18 protein-coding genes and 1 tRNA gene are annotated in these 14,797 nt (G+C 61.4%); 12 read left to right on the forward strand and 7 right to left on the reverse strand.

The features are described 5' to 3' along the window. Positions 1-144: 144 nt before the first annotated feature. Positions 145-714, reverse strand: coding sequence for a helix-turn-helix domain-containing protein (locus EFB14_RS21920; protein ID WP_126828878.1), 570 nt, complete (start codon positions 712-714; stop codon positions 145-147). Between the two features lie 134 nt (positions 715-848). On the opposite strand from EFB14_RS21920, the gene tenA reads away from it, so the two are divergent. From tenA to EFB14_RS21940, 4 genes are all read left to right on the forward strand, one after another. Beyond that, positions 849-1,547, forward strand: a complete 699-nt coding sequence (tenA, locus tag EFB14_RS21925; protein WP_125846592.1) for a thiaminase II — start codon at positions 849-851, stop codon at positions 1,545-1,547. A 75-nt stretch (positions 1,548-1,622) separates the two neighbouring features. Beyond that, on the forward strand, positions 1,623-3,455 hold the full coding sequence (gene lepA, locus EFB14_RS21930; protein ID WP_126828879.1) for a translation elongation factor 4: 1,833 nt from the start codon (positions 1,623-1,625) through the stop codon (positions 3,453-3,455). A 58-nt stretch (positions 3,456-3,513) separates the two neighbouring features. Further along, a complete protein-coding gene (locus EFB14_RS21935) occupies positions 3,514-3,744 on the forward strand; it encodes a type II toxin-antitoxin system CcdA family antitoxin (RefSeq protein ID WP_026238711.1) in 231 nt (76 codons plus the stop codon). Next, complete coding sequence (locus EFB14_RS21940) at positions 3,744-4,043, forward strand: CcdB family protein (protein ID WP_126828880.1); 300 nt, start codon at positions 3,744-3,746, stop codon at positions 4,041-4,043. The genes EFB14_RS21935 and EFB14_RS21940 overlap by 1 nt, the downstream gene beginning before the upstream one ends. Before the next feature lie 4 nt (positions 4,044-4,047). Here EFB14_RS21940 and EFB14_RS21945 read toward each other — a convergent pair whose 3' ends face one another. Further along, positions 4,048-4,500: a GFA family protein gene (locus tag EFB14_RS21945; RefSeq protein ID WP_126828881.1), complete on the reverse strand. Its 453-nt coding sequence runs from the start codon at positions 4,498-4,500 to the stop codon at positions 4,048-4,050. 89 nt (positions 4,501-4,589) lie between these two features. Continuing rightward, positions 4,590-5,981: an MFS transporter gene (locus EFB14_RS21950; protein WP_126828882.1), complete on the reverse strand. Its 1,392-nt coding sequence runs from the start codon at positions 5,979-5,981 to the stop codon at positions 4,590-4,592. 156 nt (positions 5,982-6,137) lie between these two features. Here EFB14_RS21950 and EFB14_RS21955 point away from each other — a divergent pair, with 156 nt between their 5' ends. After that, complete coding sequence (locus tag EFB14_RS21955) at positions 6,138-6,593, forward strand: winged helix-turn-helix transcriptional regulator (RefSeq protein WP_126828883.1); 456 nt, start codon at positions 6,138-6,140, stop codon at positions 6,591-6,593. Between the two features lie 54 nt (positions 6,594-6,647). On the opposite strand, the gene EFB14_RS21960 is transcribed toward EFB14_RS21955, so the two are convergent. Further along, positions 6,648-7,196, reverse strand: a complete 549-nt coding sequence (locus tag EFB14_RS21960; protein WP_125846599.1) for a sugar O-acetyltransferase — start codon at positions 7,194-7,196, stop codon at positions 6,648-6,650. An 11-nt stretch (positions 7,197-7,207) separates the two neighbouring features. After that, on the reverse strand, positions 7,208-7,945 hold the full coding sequence (locus EFB14_RS21965) for a type 1 glutamine amidotransferase (RefSeq protein ID WP_126828884.1): 738 nt from the start codon (positions 7,943-7,945) through the stop codon (positions 7,208-7,210). Between the two features lie 124 nt (positions 7,946-8,069). On the opposite strand from EFB14_RS21965, the gene EFB14_RS21970 reads away from it, so the two are divergent. Next, positions 8,070-8,363, forward strand: coding sequence for an Rdx family protein (locus tag EFB14_RS21970; protein ID WP_071084390.1), 294 nt, complete (start codon positions 8,070-8,072; stop codon positions 8,361-8,363). A gap of 7 nt (positions 8,364-8,370) precedes the next feature. Here EFB14_RS21970 and EFB14_RS21975 read toward each other — a convergent pair whose 3' ends face one another. Continuing rightward, the gene (locus tag EFB14_RS21975) at positions 8,371-8,784 is read right to left on the reverse strand and encodes a BA14K family protein (protein WP_125846601.1); all 414 of its coding nucleotides are present in this window, start codon (positions 8,782-8,784) and stop codon (positions 8,371-8,373) included. A 167-nt stretch (positions 8,785-8,951) separates the two neighbouring features. On the opposite strand from EFB14_RS21975, the gene EFB14_RS21980 reads away from it, so the two are divergent. After that, positions 8,952-9,038, forward strand: a tRNA-Leu gene (locus tag EFB14_RS21980). A gap of 194 nt (positions 9,039-9,232) precedes the next feature. Here EFB14_RS21980 and EFB14_RS21985 read toward each other — a convergent pair. Beyond that, on the reverse strand, positions 9,233-9,529 hold the full coding sequence (locus tag EFB14_RS21985) for a DUF982 domain-containing protein (RefSeq protein WP_126828885.1): 297 nt from the start codon (positions 9,527-9,529) through the stop codon (positions 9,233-9,235). A 342-nt stretch (positions 9,530-9,871) separates the two neighbouring features. Between EFB14_RS21985 and rfbF the strand changes: the two genes are divergently transcribed. The 5 genes from rfbF to EFB14_RS22010 are packed head-to-tail and all read left to right on the forward strand — an operon-like array spanning position 9,872 to position 14,712. After that, positions 9,872-10,645 carry a glucose-1-phosphate cytidylyltransferase gene (rfbF, locus tag EFB14_RS21990; protein ID WP_125846603.1) on the forward strand — a complete coding sequence of 258 codons (774 nt, stop codon included), beginning with the start codon at positions 9,872-9,874 and terminating at the stop codon, positions 10,643-10,645. After that, complete coding sequence (rfbG, locus tag EFB14_RS21995) at positions 10,636-11,700, forward strand: CDP-glucose 4,6-dehydratase (protein WP_125846768.1); 1,065 nt, start codon at positions 10,636-10,638, stop codon at positions 11,698-11,700. The genes rfbF and rfbG overlap by 10 nt, the downstream gene beginning before the upstream one ends. After that, complete coding sequence (locus EFB14_RS22000) at positions 11,697-12,932, forward strand: class I SAM-dependent methyltransferase (protein ID WP_126828886.1); 1,236 nt, start codon at positions 11,697-11,699, stop codon at positions 12,930-12,932. The genes rfbG and EFB14_RS22000 overlap by 4 nt, the downstream gene beginning before the upstream one ends. Next, positions 12,929-13,471: a dTDP-4-dehydrorhamnose 3,5-epimerase gene (gene rfbC, locus EFB14_RS22005; protein ID WP_126828887.1), complete on the forward strand. Its 543-nt coding sequence runs from the start codon at positions 12,929-12,931 to the stop codon at positions 13,469-13,471. Before EFB14_RS22000 ends, rfbC begins: the two co-directional genes overlap by 4 nt. After that, positions 13,468-14,712 carry a glycosyltransferase family 2 protein gene (locus EFB14_RS22010; protein WP_125846606.1) on the forward strand — a complete coding sequence of 415 codons (1,245 nt, stop codon included), beginning with the start codon at positions 13,468-13,470 and terminating at the stop codon, positions 14,710-14,712. The genes rfbC and EFB14_RS22010 overlap by 4 nt, the downstream gene beginning before the upstream one ends. The last annotated feature ends 85 nt before the right edge of the window (positions 14,713-14,797 follow it).

Here is a 14,797-nt window from a genome sequence, read left to right on the forward strand (position 1 = left end):
TCCATGAGTTCGCGAAAACCCAAGTAAGGTAGGCCAAACAGCGCAAGGCGTGACTGTCCCAAGATCATCTGCATCTCAGAAATCCGTTCTCTCAATGCTGGGCGCGGCCTCTTTCATGCCACCTCCTCCTGAAAAAGAATGCCGTTATCGGCCGCCGCGATCGAGCACGACGCAATAGCGCGCCGGCGCGTTGCCTGGATTGTGGAAGACGTGGCCCTCGCCGACCGGCATGAAGAGGCAATCGCCCGGGCGCAGCCGGTAGACGGCCTCGCCCGCCGTCATCTCCAGCTCGCCGTCGAACAGCCAGACATGCTGCGTCATGCCGTGGGATGCGGCATGCGGGGGAAAACTGACGCGGGCGCCAGGGGGGAATTCGACCTCGACAATATCGACATCGGAGGCGGTGCCGGGAGCCGAAACCGAGCGCCTGAGATAACCGGTCTCCGGATCACGCCAGACCTGTTGCTCCTGTCGGCGGGCAAGTGGCGAGGCCTGATGCCCCTCCTCCGCGAAGAAGGCCGACAGCGACAGGCCAAGCGCGGCACAGATCCTTGCCAGCAGCGAGGCGGTCGGGCTCGCTTCCGCCCGCTCGATGCGCGAGATCATCGCGCGGCTGACGCCGGAGGCCTCGGCAAGCTCATCCAGCGTCAGGGTCTTTTCCAGCCGCAGCTTGCGGATGCGGATGCCGATCGCCTGTTCGAGTTCCTGTTCCATCTTCCGATCCATAATTCTACTATAAGAGAAATACATTGTCTGATGATGGAATCAAGCCTCGATACGACCGGTATCCTACCTTGCTTTCACCGCGATGCCGTCGCTATATGGCGGCGCACTTCTGGGAGAAGAGGATGGACGGCAAGATGCAGAATACGGACGTGACGGGAAGCTTCACAGCTGCCGCCTGGGACCGGATCGCGCCAATCATGGCCGAGATCGAGCGACTGCCGCTGCTGGAACGGCTTTCGGACGGCACGCTGCCGCCAGAGGTTTTCCGGCACTACATCCTGCAGGATGCGCTCTACCTGAAGCATTACGCCCGATGCCTCGCCATCGTTGCGGCCAAAGCGCCCGACAATGCGCAGGTTCTGCGCTTCCTCGGTTCGGCGCAGAAGGCCATCACCGTGGAGCAGGGCCTGCATGCCGGCTTCCTCACTCAGTTCGGCATCACGTCGGCGGATGTCACGGCTGCAGAGCCCTCGCCTGCCGGCTTCGCCTATACCAACTTCCTGCTGGCCACCGCCTATCACAGCTCCTACGCGGTGGCACTTTCCTCCATCCTCCCCTGCTTCTGGATCTACTGGCACGTCGGCGAAGCGATCAAGAACCGACCTGCTACCGAGGGCAACGCGTTCCAGGCCTGGATCAACACCTATGGCGATCCGCAGTTCGCAGCCGGAGCCCGCGAAGTGATCGCGCTGACCGACATCGCCGCCCGCGCCGCATCGCCGACGGAACGCGCTCAAATGACAGATGCCTTCGTGCGCGCCTCGCAGTATGAATGGATGTTCTGGGATTCGGCCTGGCGGCTGGAGACATGGCCGGTCTGACACGCGTCCGATAAGCTGCAAATAGCGTAAACGGCGGGATAATTACCGCTTTGCGGCAAGGGGCGGCGCTGCTATATGGCGCGCATGAGCACCAATTCGACCACTCCGCTTTCCCATATCCGCAACTTTTCGATCGTGGCCCACATCGACCACGGCAAATCGACGCTGGCCGACCGCCTGATCCAGACAACGGGCGGCCTTGCCGAGCGCGAAATGTCCGAGCAGGTGCTCGACAATATGGATATCGAGCGCGAGCGCGGCATCACCATCAAGGCGCAGACCGTGCGCCTGCATTACCAGGCGAACAATGGCGAGAAATACATTCTCAACCTGATCGACACGCCCGGTCACGTCGACTTCGCCTATGAAGTCTCGCGCTCGCTGTCGGCCTGCGAGGGCTCGCTGCTCGTCGTCGACGCCAGCCAGGGCGTGGAAGCGCAGACACTCGCCAACGTCTACCAGGCGATCGACAACAACCACGAGATCGTCACCGTCCTCAACAAGATCGACCTGCCAGCCGCAGAACCCGACCGCATCAAGGAACAGATCGAGGAAGTGATCGGCATCGACGCTTCGGAGTCCGTGCTGATTTCGGCCAAGACCGGCCTCGGCATTCCCGACGTGCTGGAGGCGATCGTCCACAAGCTGCCGGCGCCGAAGAGCCCGGGCGGCGAGAAAGCGCCGCTGAAGGCGCTGCTCGTCGACAGCTGGTACGACACCTATCTCGGCGTCATGGTTCTCGTGCGCATCATCGACGGCGTGCTGACCAAGGGCCAGACGATCCGGATGATGGGCACGGATGCCAAATACCAGGTCGAGCGCGTCGGCGTGCTGACGCCGAAGATGGTCACCGTCGACAGCCTCGGCCCCGGCGAGATCGGCTTCATCACCGCCTCGATCAAGGAAGTGGCCGATACACGCGTCGGCGACACGATCACCGAGGACAAGCGGCCGACGGCGCAAGCGCTGCCGGGCTTCAAGCCGGCGCAGCCCGTGGTATTCTGCGGTCTCTTCCCGGTCGATGCCGCCGATTTCGAGGATCTGCGCGCCGCCATGGGCAAGCTTCGCCTCAACGACGCCTCGTTCTCCTTCGAAATGGAATCATCGGCGGCACTCGGCTTCGGCTTCCGCTGCGGCTTCCTCGGCCTGCTGCATCTCGAAATCATCCAGGAACGTCTGGAGCGCGAGTTCGACCTCGACCTCATCGCCACCGCACCCTCCGTCGTCTACAAGATGTACATGACCGACGGCACGGAGCGCGAGCTGCACAACCCGGCCGACATGCCCGATGTCGTCAAGATCTCCGAAATCCACGAGCCGTGGATTCGCGCGACGATCCTGACGCCCGACGATTATCTCGGCGGCATCCTGAAGCTCTGCCAGGACCGCCGCGGCATCCAGATCGAGCTCACCTATGTCGGCACGCGCGCGATGCTGACTTACGACCTGCCGCTCAACGAAGTCGTGTTCGATTTCTACGACCGGCTGAAGTCGATCTCGAAGGGCTATGCCTCCTTCGACTACACGCTCACCGACCACCGCGAGGGCAACCTCGTGAAGATGTCGATCCTCGTCAACGGCGAGCCGGTTGACGCGTTGTCGATGATGGTTCACCGGACGGCCGCCGAAAAGCGCGGCCGCGACATGTGCGAAAAGCTCAAGGAGCTGATCCCGAAGCATATGTTCAAGATCCCGATCCAGGCAGCGATCGGCGGCAACGTCATCGCCCGCGAGACGATCTCGGCGCTGCGCAAGGACGTGACCGCGAAATGCTACGGCGGCGACGCCACCCGCAAGCGCAAGCTGCTCGACAAGCAGAAGGCCGGCAAGAAGCGCATGCGCCAGTTCGGCAAGGTGGAGATTCCGCAGGAAGCGTTTATTGCGGCATTGAAGATGGGCGACGAATAACGCTTCTCAATAGCATCTTATGCGCATACGATCTGCGCATAAGATTGCGGAGATCGTTATGGCTCAGCGGCCAAGAAAAGCAGCGAACCTGTCTCTGGATGAAGGTCTCGTGTCCCAGGCACGCGAGCTCCAGATCAATATATCCCGAGCGGCGGAAGATGGAATCGCAAAGGCCATAAAGGCGGAGCGCGAGCGGCTGTGGCGTATCGAGAACGCTGAGGCTATCCGGCTGGAAAACGAATATGTTGAAAAGCACGGCTTGCCGTTCGCCAAGTACCGTCAGTTTTGATGGCGCGCTTTCACGCCTATCGACTTAAGAGCGGAAATCTCCTGGCCATCGATCTTCAAGCCAATCTACTGGACGACCTGCCTTCGCGAATCATGGTTCCGCTGCATCCGGTGCAAGAACTGAGCTGGTCGATCTCACGGCTGAACCCACGCTTTCCCATAGAGGGGGAAACCTATGTCATGGCCACTCAGCGCATGGCGTCGGTCCCGGCCGCTGAAATCGGAGGCGTCGTCGCGGATCTTACCGCCGACAGTGACCGCATCGTCGCTGCCGTCGATTTTCTCTTCCAGGGCTTCTGAACGTTCACCCCCTGCCCATATATTCCTTCACCAGCCCCTCATACGCGTCCATCGCGGGCAGCGCCTCGTAGCTGTGCACCGCGCCGGTCTCGGCGAAGGACAGCTTCTCTCTCGTCCATGTTTCGATGAAGGGCGTGAACCAGCTGGGGTCGTCGAGCATGGTCGTGCGCAGATTGACGAACCAGTCCATGCCTTCCGGCCGGGTGAACATCCAGCTCATGCAATAGGGGCAGAAATAGTGCCTGGTCAGGCCGTGCAGGCCGCCGATCACCGGCTCGCCTTTCGTCACTTCGAAGCCTTCGCTGGGGATGGCGGCGCTCAGCGAATAGGCGCTCCCGGTCATTTTCTGGCACCCCGTGCAATGGCAGGCCATGGTCAGCAGCGGCGGGGCGCTGATCTTCAACCGCACCCGGCCGCAACGGCAACCGCCTTCCATCGGTAAATTCGGCTCGCTCATGATTTTCCTCCCGTTTCGCCTTCTCATCTAGCGGAGCTTTCGTCGCTGTCGAGATGGCAAGGCCACAAGTGAGGCCCTGCCAAGCGCCGTCAGGCGACGGCCTCGCGGCGGGAACCGTCACGGCCGTGCAAGCCCGTCGCCATCACGAGTGCGCCAAGCGCAGCGGCGAGAAGCGGTACCAGAAGTGCGACGCGCAGGGATTCCAGCCGGGCTTCGGGAGAGACTGCGTCACCCAGCATATAGGCGCCAATGGCGCTGACGCCGGAAAGGCCGAGCGCGGCTCCGAACTGGATCGCCGTATTGACCAGTCCGCTGGCAAGCCCGTGCTCGTCCTCGGCAATACCGTCGGTCGCGACGATGGTCAGCGGGCCGTAGCCGAGGGCAAAGGCCAGGCCGAGCAGCAGCATCGACGGGAACATGGCGGCATAAGTCCAGTCGAAGCCCATGCGCAAGAACAGGCCATAGCAGGCAAGCGCCAGCAGGAAGCCTGCGAGGATGACGCGGACATTGCCGAAGCGGTCGACGAGCCGCGGCGTCAGGATCGGCGCGACCACTGCATCAATGCCGATCGCCATCAGCGCCAGGCTCGTCTGCATCGGCGTCCAGCCGAGCAGTTCCTGCAGATAAAGCGAGGCGATGAACTGGAAGCCGAAAAACGAGCCGGCAAACAGCAGGGCGCCGAGATTGGCGCGAATCAAGGCGCCCGAGCGCAGGATGCCGAGCCGCACCAGCGGGGCGGACGAGGCGCGCTCGATCAGGATGAAGGCAAGCCAGAGCACGGCACTTGCCGCAAAGACGGCGATCGTCCATTCTGTGCCCTCGCCCGGATGCTCGAGACGGGTGACGCCAAAGGCGGCCAGCAGCATGGCGCCGGTCAGCGCGATTGCGCCTGATATATCGAACTTTCCGTGGACGGTTCCCGCATTCCTGTCTGTGATGAGCCGAGGGCCGACGGCAAGCAGGATTGCTGCCAGCACCACCGGCGCGAAGAACACCCAGCGCCAGTCGATGGCGGCAAGGAGGCCACCGGCGACGAGGCCGAGCGAGAAGCCGGCCGAGGCCATCGAGGCATAGATCATCACCGCCCGGTTGCGCTGCGGTCCTTCGGGGAAATTGGCGGTGATGAGTGCCAGGCCGGCCGGCGTCATGAAGGCGGAAGCGGCACCCGTGACGAAGCGGGCGAGAAGCAGCATCCAGCCCTCGCTCGCGAAACCGCCGAGGCCGGAGAAGGCGAGGAAGACGGCAAGCGCCGTCAGGAAGACCCGCTTCTTGCCGAAAATATCGGCGGCGCGGCCGCCAAGCAGCATGAAGCCGGCATAACCCAGCACATAGACGCTGACGACGGCGCTGAGCGTCGTTGTCGACAGGCCGAGATCGGCCCTGATCGCCGGCAGCGCGATGTTGAGCATGGCGACATCGATACCTTCGAGGAAGATTGCGCCGCAGAGCACGATCAGCGCCCCGGCTGCGCGGGCGCTCATGCGCCCTTCAACTGCTTTGGTTGGGGAAGATGATGTGGACATGGAATCCGTTCCTTCGGTTGACACGCTGAAACAACGGGCTGAGGCATGGAAGTTACTTTTCATGCCTCAGTTCCCTCTTGTAACCGAAGCCTAGTTAGGACATGATCCGGTGCCATGGAAGAAGGCACTTCAAACTCACCGAGTGACATTTGCAGCACCGGCAAGGACGATAGCGTCCTGCCAGGCAAGGACTATGACGTCCTGCAATGGGATGCGCGCGAGGAGTGCGAGGTCCGGCAGATCCTCGACCGGATTGCCGACAAGTGGTCGCTGCTCGTCATCGCGCTGCTCGAGAAACGCACACTTCGCTTCACGGAATTGAAGAGGAATATCGACGGCATCAGCCAGCGCATGCTGACGACGACGCTCAGACACCTGGAACGCGACGGCATCATCGAGCGTACCGTCTATCCCGTCGTGCCGCCGAAGGTCGACTATGCTCTGACACCGCTCGGCTGCACGCTGCACGAAACGATTCGTTCGCTGGTGCTGTGGACCGAACAGAACCAGGCGGACATCATCGCCGCGCGACAGCGCTACGACGCGCGAGGCGGCAGCAATAATCCGTAGCCGACGAACGAATGCCGCCGCTGACCGACCCAATCAGACAATTCCGGATGACGATTATCGGATGCGGGCCGGGTTGCCGACGACGGTTGCGCCGGCCGGCACATCCTTTGTCACTACGGCGCCGGCACCGACGATCGCGCCCTGCCCGACCGTGACGCCACCGAGGATGATCGCGCCGCCGCCGATCCAGACGTCGCTGCCGATGACAACAGGCCGAGCGATCTCGATGCCGGTACTACGAAGCGCCGGATCTTTGTGATGCTCGGCGCAATAGATCTGCACGCCGGGGCCGAACATGCTGCGATCGCCGATCGTTACCCGACCGGAATCGAGAATGGTGCAGCCGGCATTGAAATAGACGCGCTCGCCGAGAACGATGTTCATGCCATAGGAGCAGTGAAACGGCGCCTCAATGAAGATATCGGAGGCTGCCTGCGCAAAGAGCGCCCTCAGGGCGGGCGCTGCGGCGCCGCGCTCATCCGGCGGCAGCGTATTATGCGCGTGGACCGCCAGACGCGCTTGTTGACGCAGGCGATCGAGTTCGTTGTCGAGGCAGCAATACCATTCACCCGCCGCCATCTTCTCGCGTTCGCTTGCCGGCATCTGATCGCCTCTCACGCGGAAGCCTGAGACAGCAGCCGAACCTCTTCCGGTTCGATGAGGCTCACCCAGGCGCGGGCAATGGCAAGGCCCGCGGCATCGGCAGCACCCGCATATCTTGCCGCCAATTCGGCATGGTTCTCCAGCCAGCCGGGCGCAATGCGCGCGATCGTCTCAGGGAATTCGGCCTTCCATTTTTCGACGACCGCTGCATTAGCCTCGAAATGGAATTGGGTGGCGTAGACGGCGCGGCCGATGCGAAACGCCTGGTTTTCAGCGACGGGGCTGGTGGCGAGACGCACCGCGCCTTCGGGCAAGGAAAACGTGTCGGCATGCCATTCGAAGATAGTGAACTCGCCGCCAAGCGCCGACAGCAGCGGATCGGCCTTGCCCTCGGCGGTGACGCCGATCCCATGCCAGCCGAATTCGCGGGCAACGCCCAGCAGATTGTCGGCGCCATAGGCGCGGGCAAGGATCTGGCTGCCGAGGCAGATGCCGAGCACGGCCTTGCCGGCATCGCCGAAACCGCGCGCCAGCCGTGCGAGGTCCAGTAGATAGGGATGGGAGTCGTCATCCAGCGCACTCTGCTCACCGCCGAGAACGACGAGCGCATCATGGCCGGATATATCCTTCGGCAGGATGCCGTCCTGCCACACCCGGAACCACTCGATCTCCGCTCCTGCCTCGTCGAGTGCCGTGGCAAGCGCACCGAGGCCCGTATTCCTCATGTTTTCGATGACTGCGACGCGCATGAGCTTTCCCTGGTGTGGCCGACGAGGGGAAGAGACCATGCCGAAGGGCGGCGCGCAAGACGCCTGTGCGCGATTGCGTGAGCGCGCCACAGAGCTTAAATCAACGTGACGAAAGGAAATCGCCATGACAGAAAAAGCCCGCGTCTCGATCCTCTACTGCACCCAGTGCAACTGGCTTCTGCGCGCCGCCTGGATGGCGCAGGAGCTGCTGCACACCTTTTCCGACAGCCTCGGCGAAGTGGCGCTGATCCCCGGCACCGGCGGCAATTTCGAGATCCGCGTCAACGGCGATCTCATCTGGGAGCGCAAGCGCGACGGCGGCTTTCCCGGGCCGAAGGAGCTGAAGCAGCGGGTCCGCGACATCGTCGAACCTGGCCGCGATCTCGGCCACGTTGACCGCGCCTCGCTCGAAAGCTAACCGCGCCTCAGCGATAGGGCGAGCGGCAGACCCTGTAGACACCCTCATAGGTGAGGAAGTGATCCGTCCTCGGATTGTAAGAGCGGTATTCGTTGGTGCACCAGGCGATATGCTTGTTCGGATCCTTCGGCTGCACAGGGCGCACCGGCGGCGGATCATAGGTGAGCTGCGGCGGCCCGGCAGCCCCCGGCAGGTAATAGGTCGGCCCCGCACCCCTCGGCCGATAATTCGGCTGGACATAGGCGGGGCGATGCCATTGCTGCGGCCCGAAACCGAAGCAGCCGCGAAAATCGCAGAGCGTCGACCCGGTATTGACCGGCCCAAGCCCCGGTTTACCCAGCTTCAGCGAATCGGCTCCCGCCACGGCAGGCGCCAGAACAGCCAGAAGACCGGCGAGCAGAAGCGTGCGGGGAGCGAACATGATGCATTCCTTTCAGTATTTCCTTTATATAGGGCGTACTGAGCGAAGCGCTATGCCCGCCCTTCGGCCCTCCGCGCATGTGATCGGCTGCTTTTTCGCTAACTGTCAGGAAAACTTCAAAAACCCAGTTGACAGTCAGGGGCCGCCCCCTTACATCGCTCTCCGTCGCCCAGATGGCGGAATTGGTAGACGCGCCAGCTTCAGGTGCTGGTACCCGAAAGGGTGTGGAGGTTCGAGTCCTCTTCTGGGCACCATTCCATTCTTGATCGCTACCAAGATCAAGGAGTTAAGTCTTTTCAATCAGGTTGCGCGGTTGGCACTTTGTAAGAAGGCCTGACGACGCGCTTTGCCTAGATGCGTGGTCCCAGGCCGCCGATGGCGGAAGCCAAATCAGCGCAGGACACCCCGGACCATCGGCCGGCGCATGATGGTCTGGTTCAATGGCCTGTCACGCAGCCATGTGCGGTGTCGTCTTCCCGCTGTCGGAGATCACTGACAAAACCGCAATGCCGGCTTCTCTGGCAGCGCTGAGAAGCAATTCCCTGAGTTCGTCGATCCCGGCCTGCCCCATGATGGCATCGGCGCAAGCCTTGACGGCTGCGACGTACTCCTCTCCATCTTCAGACGGCCAGTCCGTCATCAGAACTTCGGCAGCGTCTCGGAGCGTCCTGACGATTCTATGCTTTCGCCGTTCGCCGAGAAAGAAAACGAGAGGCGCAAAATCCGCCGATGTGTTCCATTGCATGGCATTTTCTCCCCAAGGATTAGAATATTAGTAACAATGCAAGAAGAATGCCAGAGGGAGGCGGGAGGCGTTTTGTCGCCCGATAGAACCGCTCTTTATGAACGGCCTCGGCAACAGCTGCATGACTGATGCGGAAGCGGTTCCATTGTTTCGCGTGGCCCCGCGGAAACGCGGCTGCCGCTTCCGACCCGCCCGCAAGCCTCGCACAAGAACGAAATCGGATACCGGGACAAGGATGACCATACGGCCGTTTTGCCTGTGGAGAGCCCCGCATACCGGACGGCCTCGCCGGGCGCCGGCCGAAAGCCATAACTGTTCTAAACACTCTGGAGTGCGCTTGGGATGAAAGTCGTAATTCTCGCCGGTGGTCTGGGTTCGCGCCTTGCCGAGGAGACCACGGTGCGCCCCAAGCCGCTGGTCGAAATCGGTGAAAAGCCAATCCTCTGGCACATCATGAACATCTATGCCCATCATGGCCTCAGTGATTTCATCATCTGCGCCGGCTACAAGGGCTATATGCTGAAGGAATATTTCGTAAACCTCTTCCTTCATCACAGCGACATCACAGTCGATCTCGCCACCAACACGGTCGAATATCACAAAGGCTCGAAGCCCAGCTGGCGCGTGACCGTGGTCGATACCGGCATGAGCTCCATGACAGGCGGCCGTCTCCGACGCATCCGCGACCATCTGAACCCGGACGAACCCTTCTGCATGACTTACGGCGACGGCGTTGCCGATATCGACATCTCCGAAGAGATTGCATTCCATCGCAGCCACGGACTGAAGGCGACGATGTGTGCGGTGACGCCTCCGGGCCGATTCGGCGCGACGAACATCGAGAACGACGTCGTGACCGCCTTCATCGAAAAGCCGAAAGACAATGGCCAACGCATCAATGGCGGCTTCTTCGTGCTCCACCCTTCGGTGATCGACCTCATAGAAGGTGACGACACGATCTGGGAAGCCGGCCCGATGCAGTGGCTGACAGCCAATAAGCAGCTGGCAGCATTCCGTCATAACGGCTTCTGGCAGCCCATGGATACGCTCCGCGAGCGCCACCAGCTCGAAGAACTCTGGAGTTCAGGAAAGGCGCCGTGGAAGATATGGGCCTGACGGACTTCTGGAATGGCCGGCGCGTATTCCTGACGGGACACACGGGGTTCAAGGGATCCTGGCTTTCATTGTGGCTGGAAAAGCTCGGCGCTGAGGTGACTGCTGTCTCGCTCGAGCCCGAAACCAATCCCTCGCTCTATGCGCGGCTTGCGCCCTGGAACAGGCAGGGCCATCACATCGCCGACATCCGCGATGCGGTCGCATTCAGACAGCATTTCATCGATTTCAAGCCTGAAATCGTCATCCACATGGCAGCACAGGCGCTGGTTCGGCGCTCCTACGAAAACCCGACCGAAACCTTCGCGACCAATGTGATGGGAACGGCGAACGTGCTCGATGCGGTGCGGGAAACATCGTCGGTCAAGACGGTTCTCGTCGTCACCTCCGACAAGGTTTATGCCAATAACGGCAGCGGCGTTCCGTTCGTCGAAACGGATACACTGGGCGGCAAGGATCCCTACTCCAACTCCAAGGCGTGCACCGAACTCGTCGTCCAGAGCTATCGTGACAGCTTCTTCAAGGCGCGCGCTATCAGGCTTGCAACGGTACGTGCCGGCAATGTCATTGGCGGCGGCGACTGGTCGAAAGATCGGCTGATCCCAGACTTCATCCGCGCCTTCGAAAGCGGCCAGCCGATCCTGCTGCGCTATCCCGAAGCGATCCGCCCTTGGCAGCATGTGCTGGAGCCGCTCGGCGGCTATCTCGCCTTCGCCGAAGCGCTAACGCTTCCCGGTGACGAGGACCTGCCCGAGGCTCTCAATTTCGGCCCCGATCCGCAGAGCTTCGCGACGGTTTCCGAGCTTGCCGAAGCGCTCGGCCTTGCTCATGGTGTGAACAACGTCTGGAAGCGGGCGCCGGGAGAACATCTGCCTGAAGCGCCTGCCCTTACCTTGAGTTCCGCTCTGGCGCTCTCCGCCATCGGCTGGCGTCCGCGCCTCAGCCTGCAGCAGACAATCGACTGGACAGCCGCCTGGTACAAGGCCAACCGAGAAGGCGCCGACATGCGCGCCTTCTCGCTCGGCCAGATCGCGGCCTATGAGGAAACAGTATCATGACAGCGCATAATTGCCGGTTCTGCAACGCTCCGCTGAAGCATCGTTTTGTCGACCTGGGCTCGATGCCGCTCGCCAATGCCTATCTGACGGAGGAGCAGCTCAAGCAGCCCGAGCCATCTTATCCGCTGCGCGCCTTCGTCTGCTCGGAATGCTGGCTGGTGCAGGCCGATGCCTTTGTTCCGCCGGAGGATATCTTCAGTCACTATGCCTATTTCTCCTCCTACAGCGATGGCTGGGTGGAGCATGCCCGCCAGTTTACCCTCATGGCCCGGAAGCGCTTCGGCCTCGATGAGGCATCGCAGGTGATCGAGGTGGCAAGCAATGACGGTTACCTCCTTAAGCATTTCGTCGAGGCCGGCGTACCGGTGCTCGGCATAGAGCCGGCTGAGAACGTCGCAGAAGTCGCGCGGCAAATCGGCGTTCCCACGGAAGCGCGCTTCTTCGGCAGGGAAACGGCGGCCGATCTCGTCTCCCGCGGCCTTGCCGCCGACGTTGCCATCGGCAACAACGTGCTGGCACATGTTCCTACTATTAATGATTTCGTCGGCGGTCTTTCGGCCGTGCTGAAGCGCGACGGCGTGGTCAGCGTCGAATTTCCGCATCTGCTGCGGCTGATGGAAAACATCCAGTTCGACACCGTCTATCACGAGCATTTCTATTATTTATCGCTGCTGGCAGTCGAGAAGGTCTTTGCGGCACACGGCCTCAAAGTGTTCGACGTTGAAGAATTGCCAACACATGGCGGCAGCCTGCGTGTGCTCGCCTGCCGGACAACCTCTACCGCACATGCGACCTGCCCAGGCGTTGCCAAGGTGCGCGCCGACGAAGCGGCCGCCGACTTCGAAAAGGTCGAGACCTACGAGGCCTTCCAGAACCGTGTGGCGCCGATCAAGGATGGGCTGCTTGCCTTCCTCAATGAAGCCAAGCGCAACGGCAAGACGGTTGCAGCCTATGGGGCGGCCGCCAAGGGCAATACGCTCCTGAATTTCTGCGGCATAGGCACCGACCTCATCGACTATGTCGTCGACCGCAATCCGCACAAGCAGGGGCATTACCTGCCGGGCAGCAAGCTGCCGATCTATGCGCCGGAGAAGATGGACGAGACGCAGCCGGATTATGTGCTCATCCTGCCCTGGAACATCAAGAACGAGGTCGTTGCGGCCAACAGCAGGGTCGGCGCCTGGGGCGGACGCTTCGCCGTCGCCGTGCCGGAACTGACGGTGATCGGATGAAATTTATTCCGACCGCGGTTTCGGGCGCCTTTGTCGTGGAAATCGACGCGCGCTCCGACAACCGTGGAATGTTCGCCCGAACCTTCGACGCGCAGAGCTTCGCGGCGCAGGGTCTGATACCGGTCTACCCGCAGTGTAATATCTCGCAAAACCACAGGCGCGGGACGTTGCGCGGTATGCATTACCAGGCCGAGCCACGACCGGAGGTGAAGATCGTGCGTGCTACGCGCGGCAAGGTCTTCGACGTGGCGCTCGATCTGAGGCCGGATTCGCCGAGCTATCTCAAATGGGCATCAGTGGAACTCGATGCGGCCCGTCACAATGCCTTCTACATACCTGTCGGATGTGCCCACGGCTTCCTGACGCTCGAGGACGACTGCGAGCTCTTCTATCAGATGTCGCAAGCCTACGTACCGGAACTTGCCCGCGGTGTCCGCTGGGATGATCCCGCCTTTTCCATCGCCTGGCCGTTTACGCCGAGCGTCATCAGCGAGCGCGACGCCGCGCTTGAGAGCTACAGCCAGGAGACAAGTCTTTGAGCGGCATCAAACTCAGCATCTGCATCCCAACCTATAATCGCGAAGCCTACTTGCGAAACGCGCTCGAGCACTGCGAGAAATACAATTTCACCTTTCCCTACGAGATCGTCATTTCGGACAACGCTTCGACTGACAACACGACCCAGCTCGTTGAGGAATTCACCGCCAAAGGACTGCCGATCCACTATCATCGCCGCGCTGTCAACGGTGGCTCAGGGCCGAATCTCGCCTGCGCCTTCCATCATGCGGTCGGTGAATATTCGATCTACCTTGCCGACGACGATTTTCTGGTCCCGAGCGGCGTCGAGGCGGCGATGGCCTACCTGGACGCCAACCCCGAAGTCGCCGCTTGTCACGCGCCTTGGTATTTCTACGACGAGATCGAAGACCGCGACCTCTATCAGTTCTATAAGATCGATGAGAACGTCAAGTTCGAGCAGCGTAATTTCGCGGCGGTATTCCAGTTCATTTGCGAACGCCATATCTTCCCGGAGATCGGCATCTATCGCGCCTCGGCACTGCGGTCCTCCTGGGTCCCGCGCGATTTCTGCTTCTGGGCCTTCTCCTACCTCGCGCATTTCCTCGACCAGGGCGCCGTCGCCTTCCTGAAACAGCCGTTCTATCGCTCGGTCGCCGTCTCCAAGATTGCGCCGAACCGCCAGCAGGCCGGCAATGACGACGTCATGACCTCCTGGGACAAATATCGCGGCGGCCTCGAGTATTTCCTCTATATCGGCTCCAAGCGCGGCAATCTTGCCACGACCCGCGAAGCCCGCATCGTCTTCGAGGATCTCTGTAAGGTCTTCACGCTCAACCGCATGGCGGTCGCATTCCGTTTCTGGGCGCAAAGGAAGGATTTCATCAAGGCCTACGAGCTTTATACCCGCCTGGCGATCGGCGGCATGCCCGACCATCCCGAGGTCATCCATATCCGCAATTCGCTGCCGCTGATGGTGGCGATCCAGACTCTTGCCTATCAGGTCAGCGCAACCGAGGGCATCAGTCGCCTGATGCTCAGCGGCGTCGCTGACCGACGCTCAATCGAGGAAATGCTGCGCGATCTCGGCCTGCCGGCGGAGGTCGATGTAATCGAGGAAACGGCGGGCCACGATTTCGCCCTCACGAAGCACACGGCGGTTTTCATCGCCGACGCTACGCGCCACGACGAATTCGTCACACTCGGCTACAAGCCGAACCTGATCTTCAGCGAGCAGGACCTAATCCAGCACGTGATCATCTGAACGAATGCCGCGCGGAGCCTTGCGGCCAACGCTAAGCCTCGCGCCAGTTTCATGCGTTAGTCAGTTTTAATGTGCCCCCGGCTTT

Origin of the sequence: Rhizobium fabae (assembly GCF_003985135.1) — a bacterium.
Lineage (GTDB): Bacteria > Pseudomonadota > Alphaproteobacteria > Rhizobiales > Rhizobiaceae > Rhizobium > Rhizobium pisi.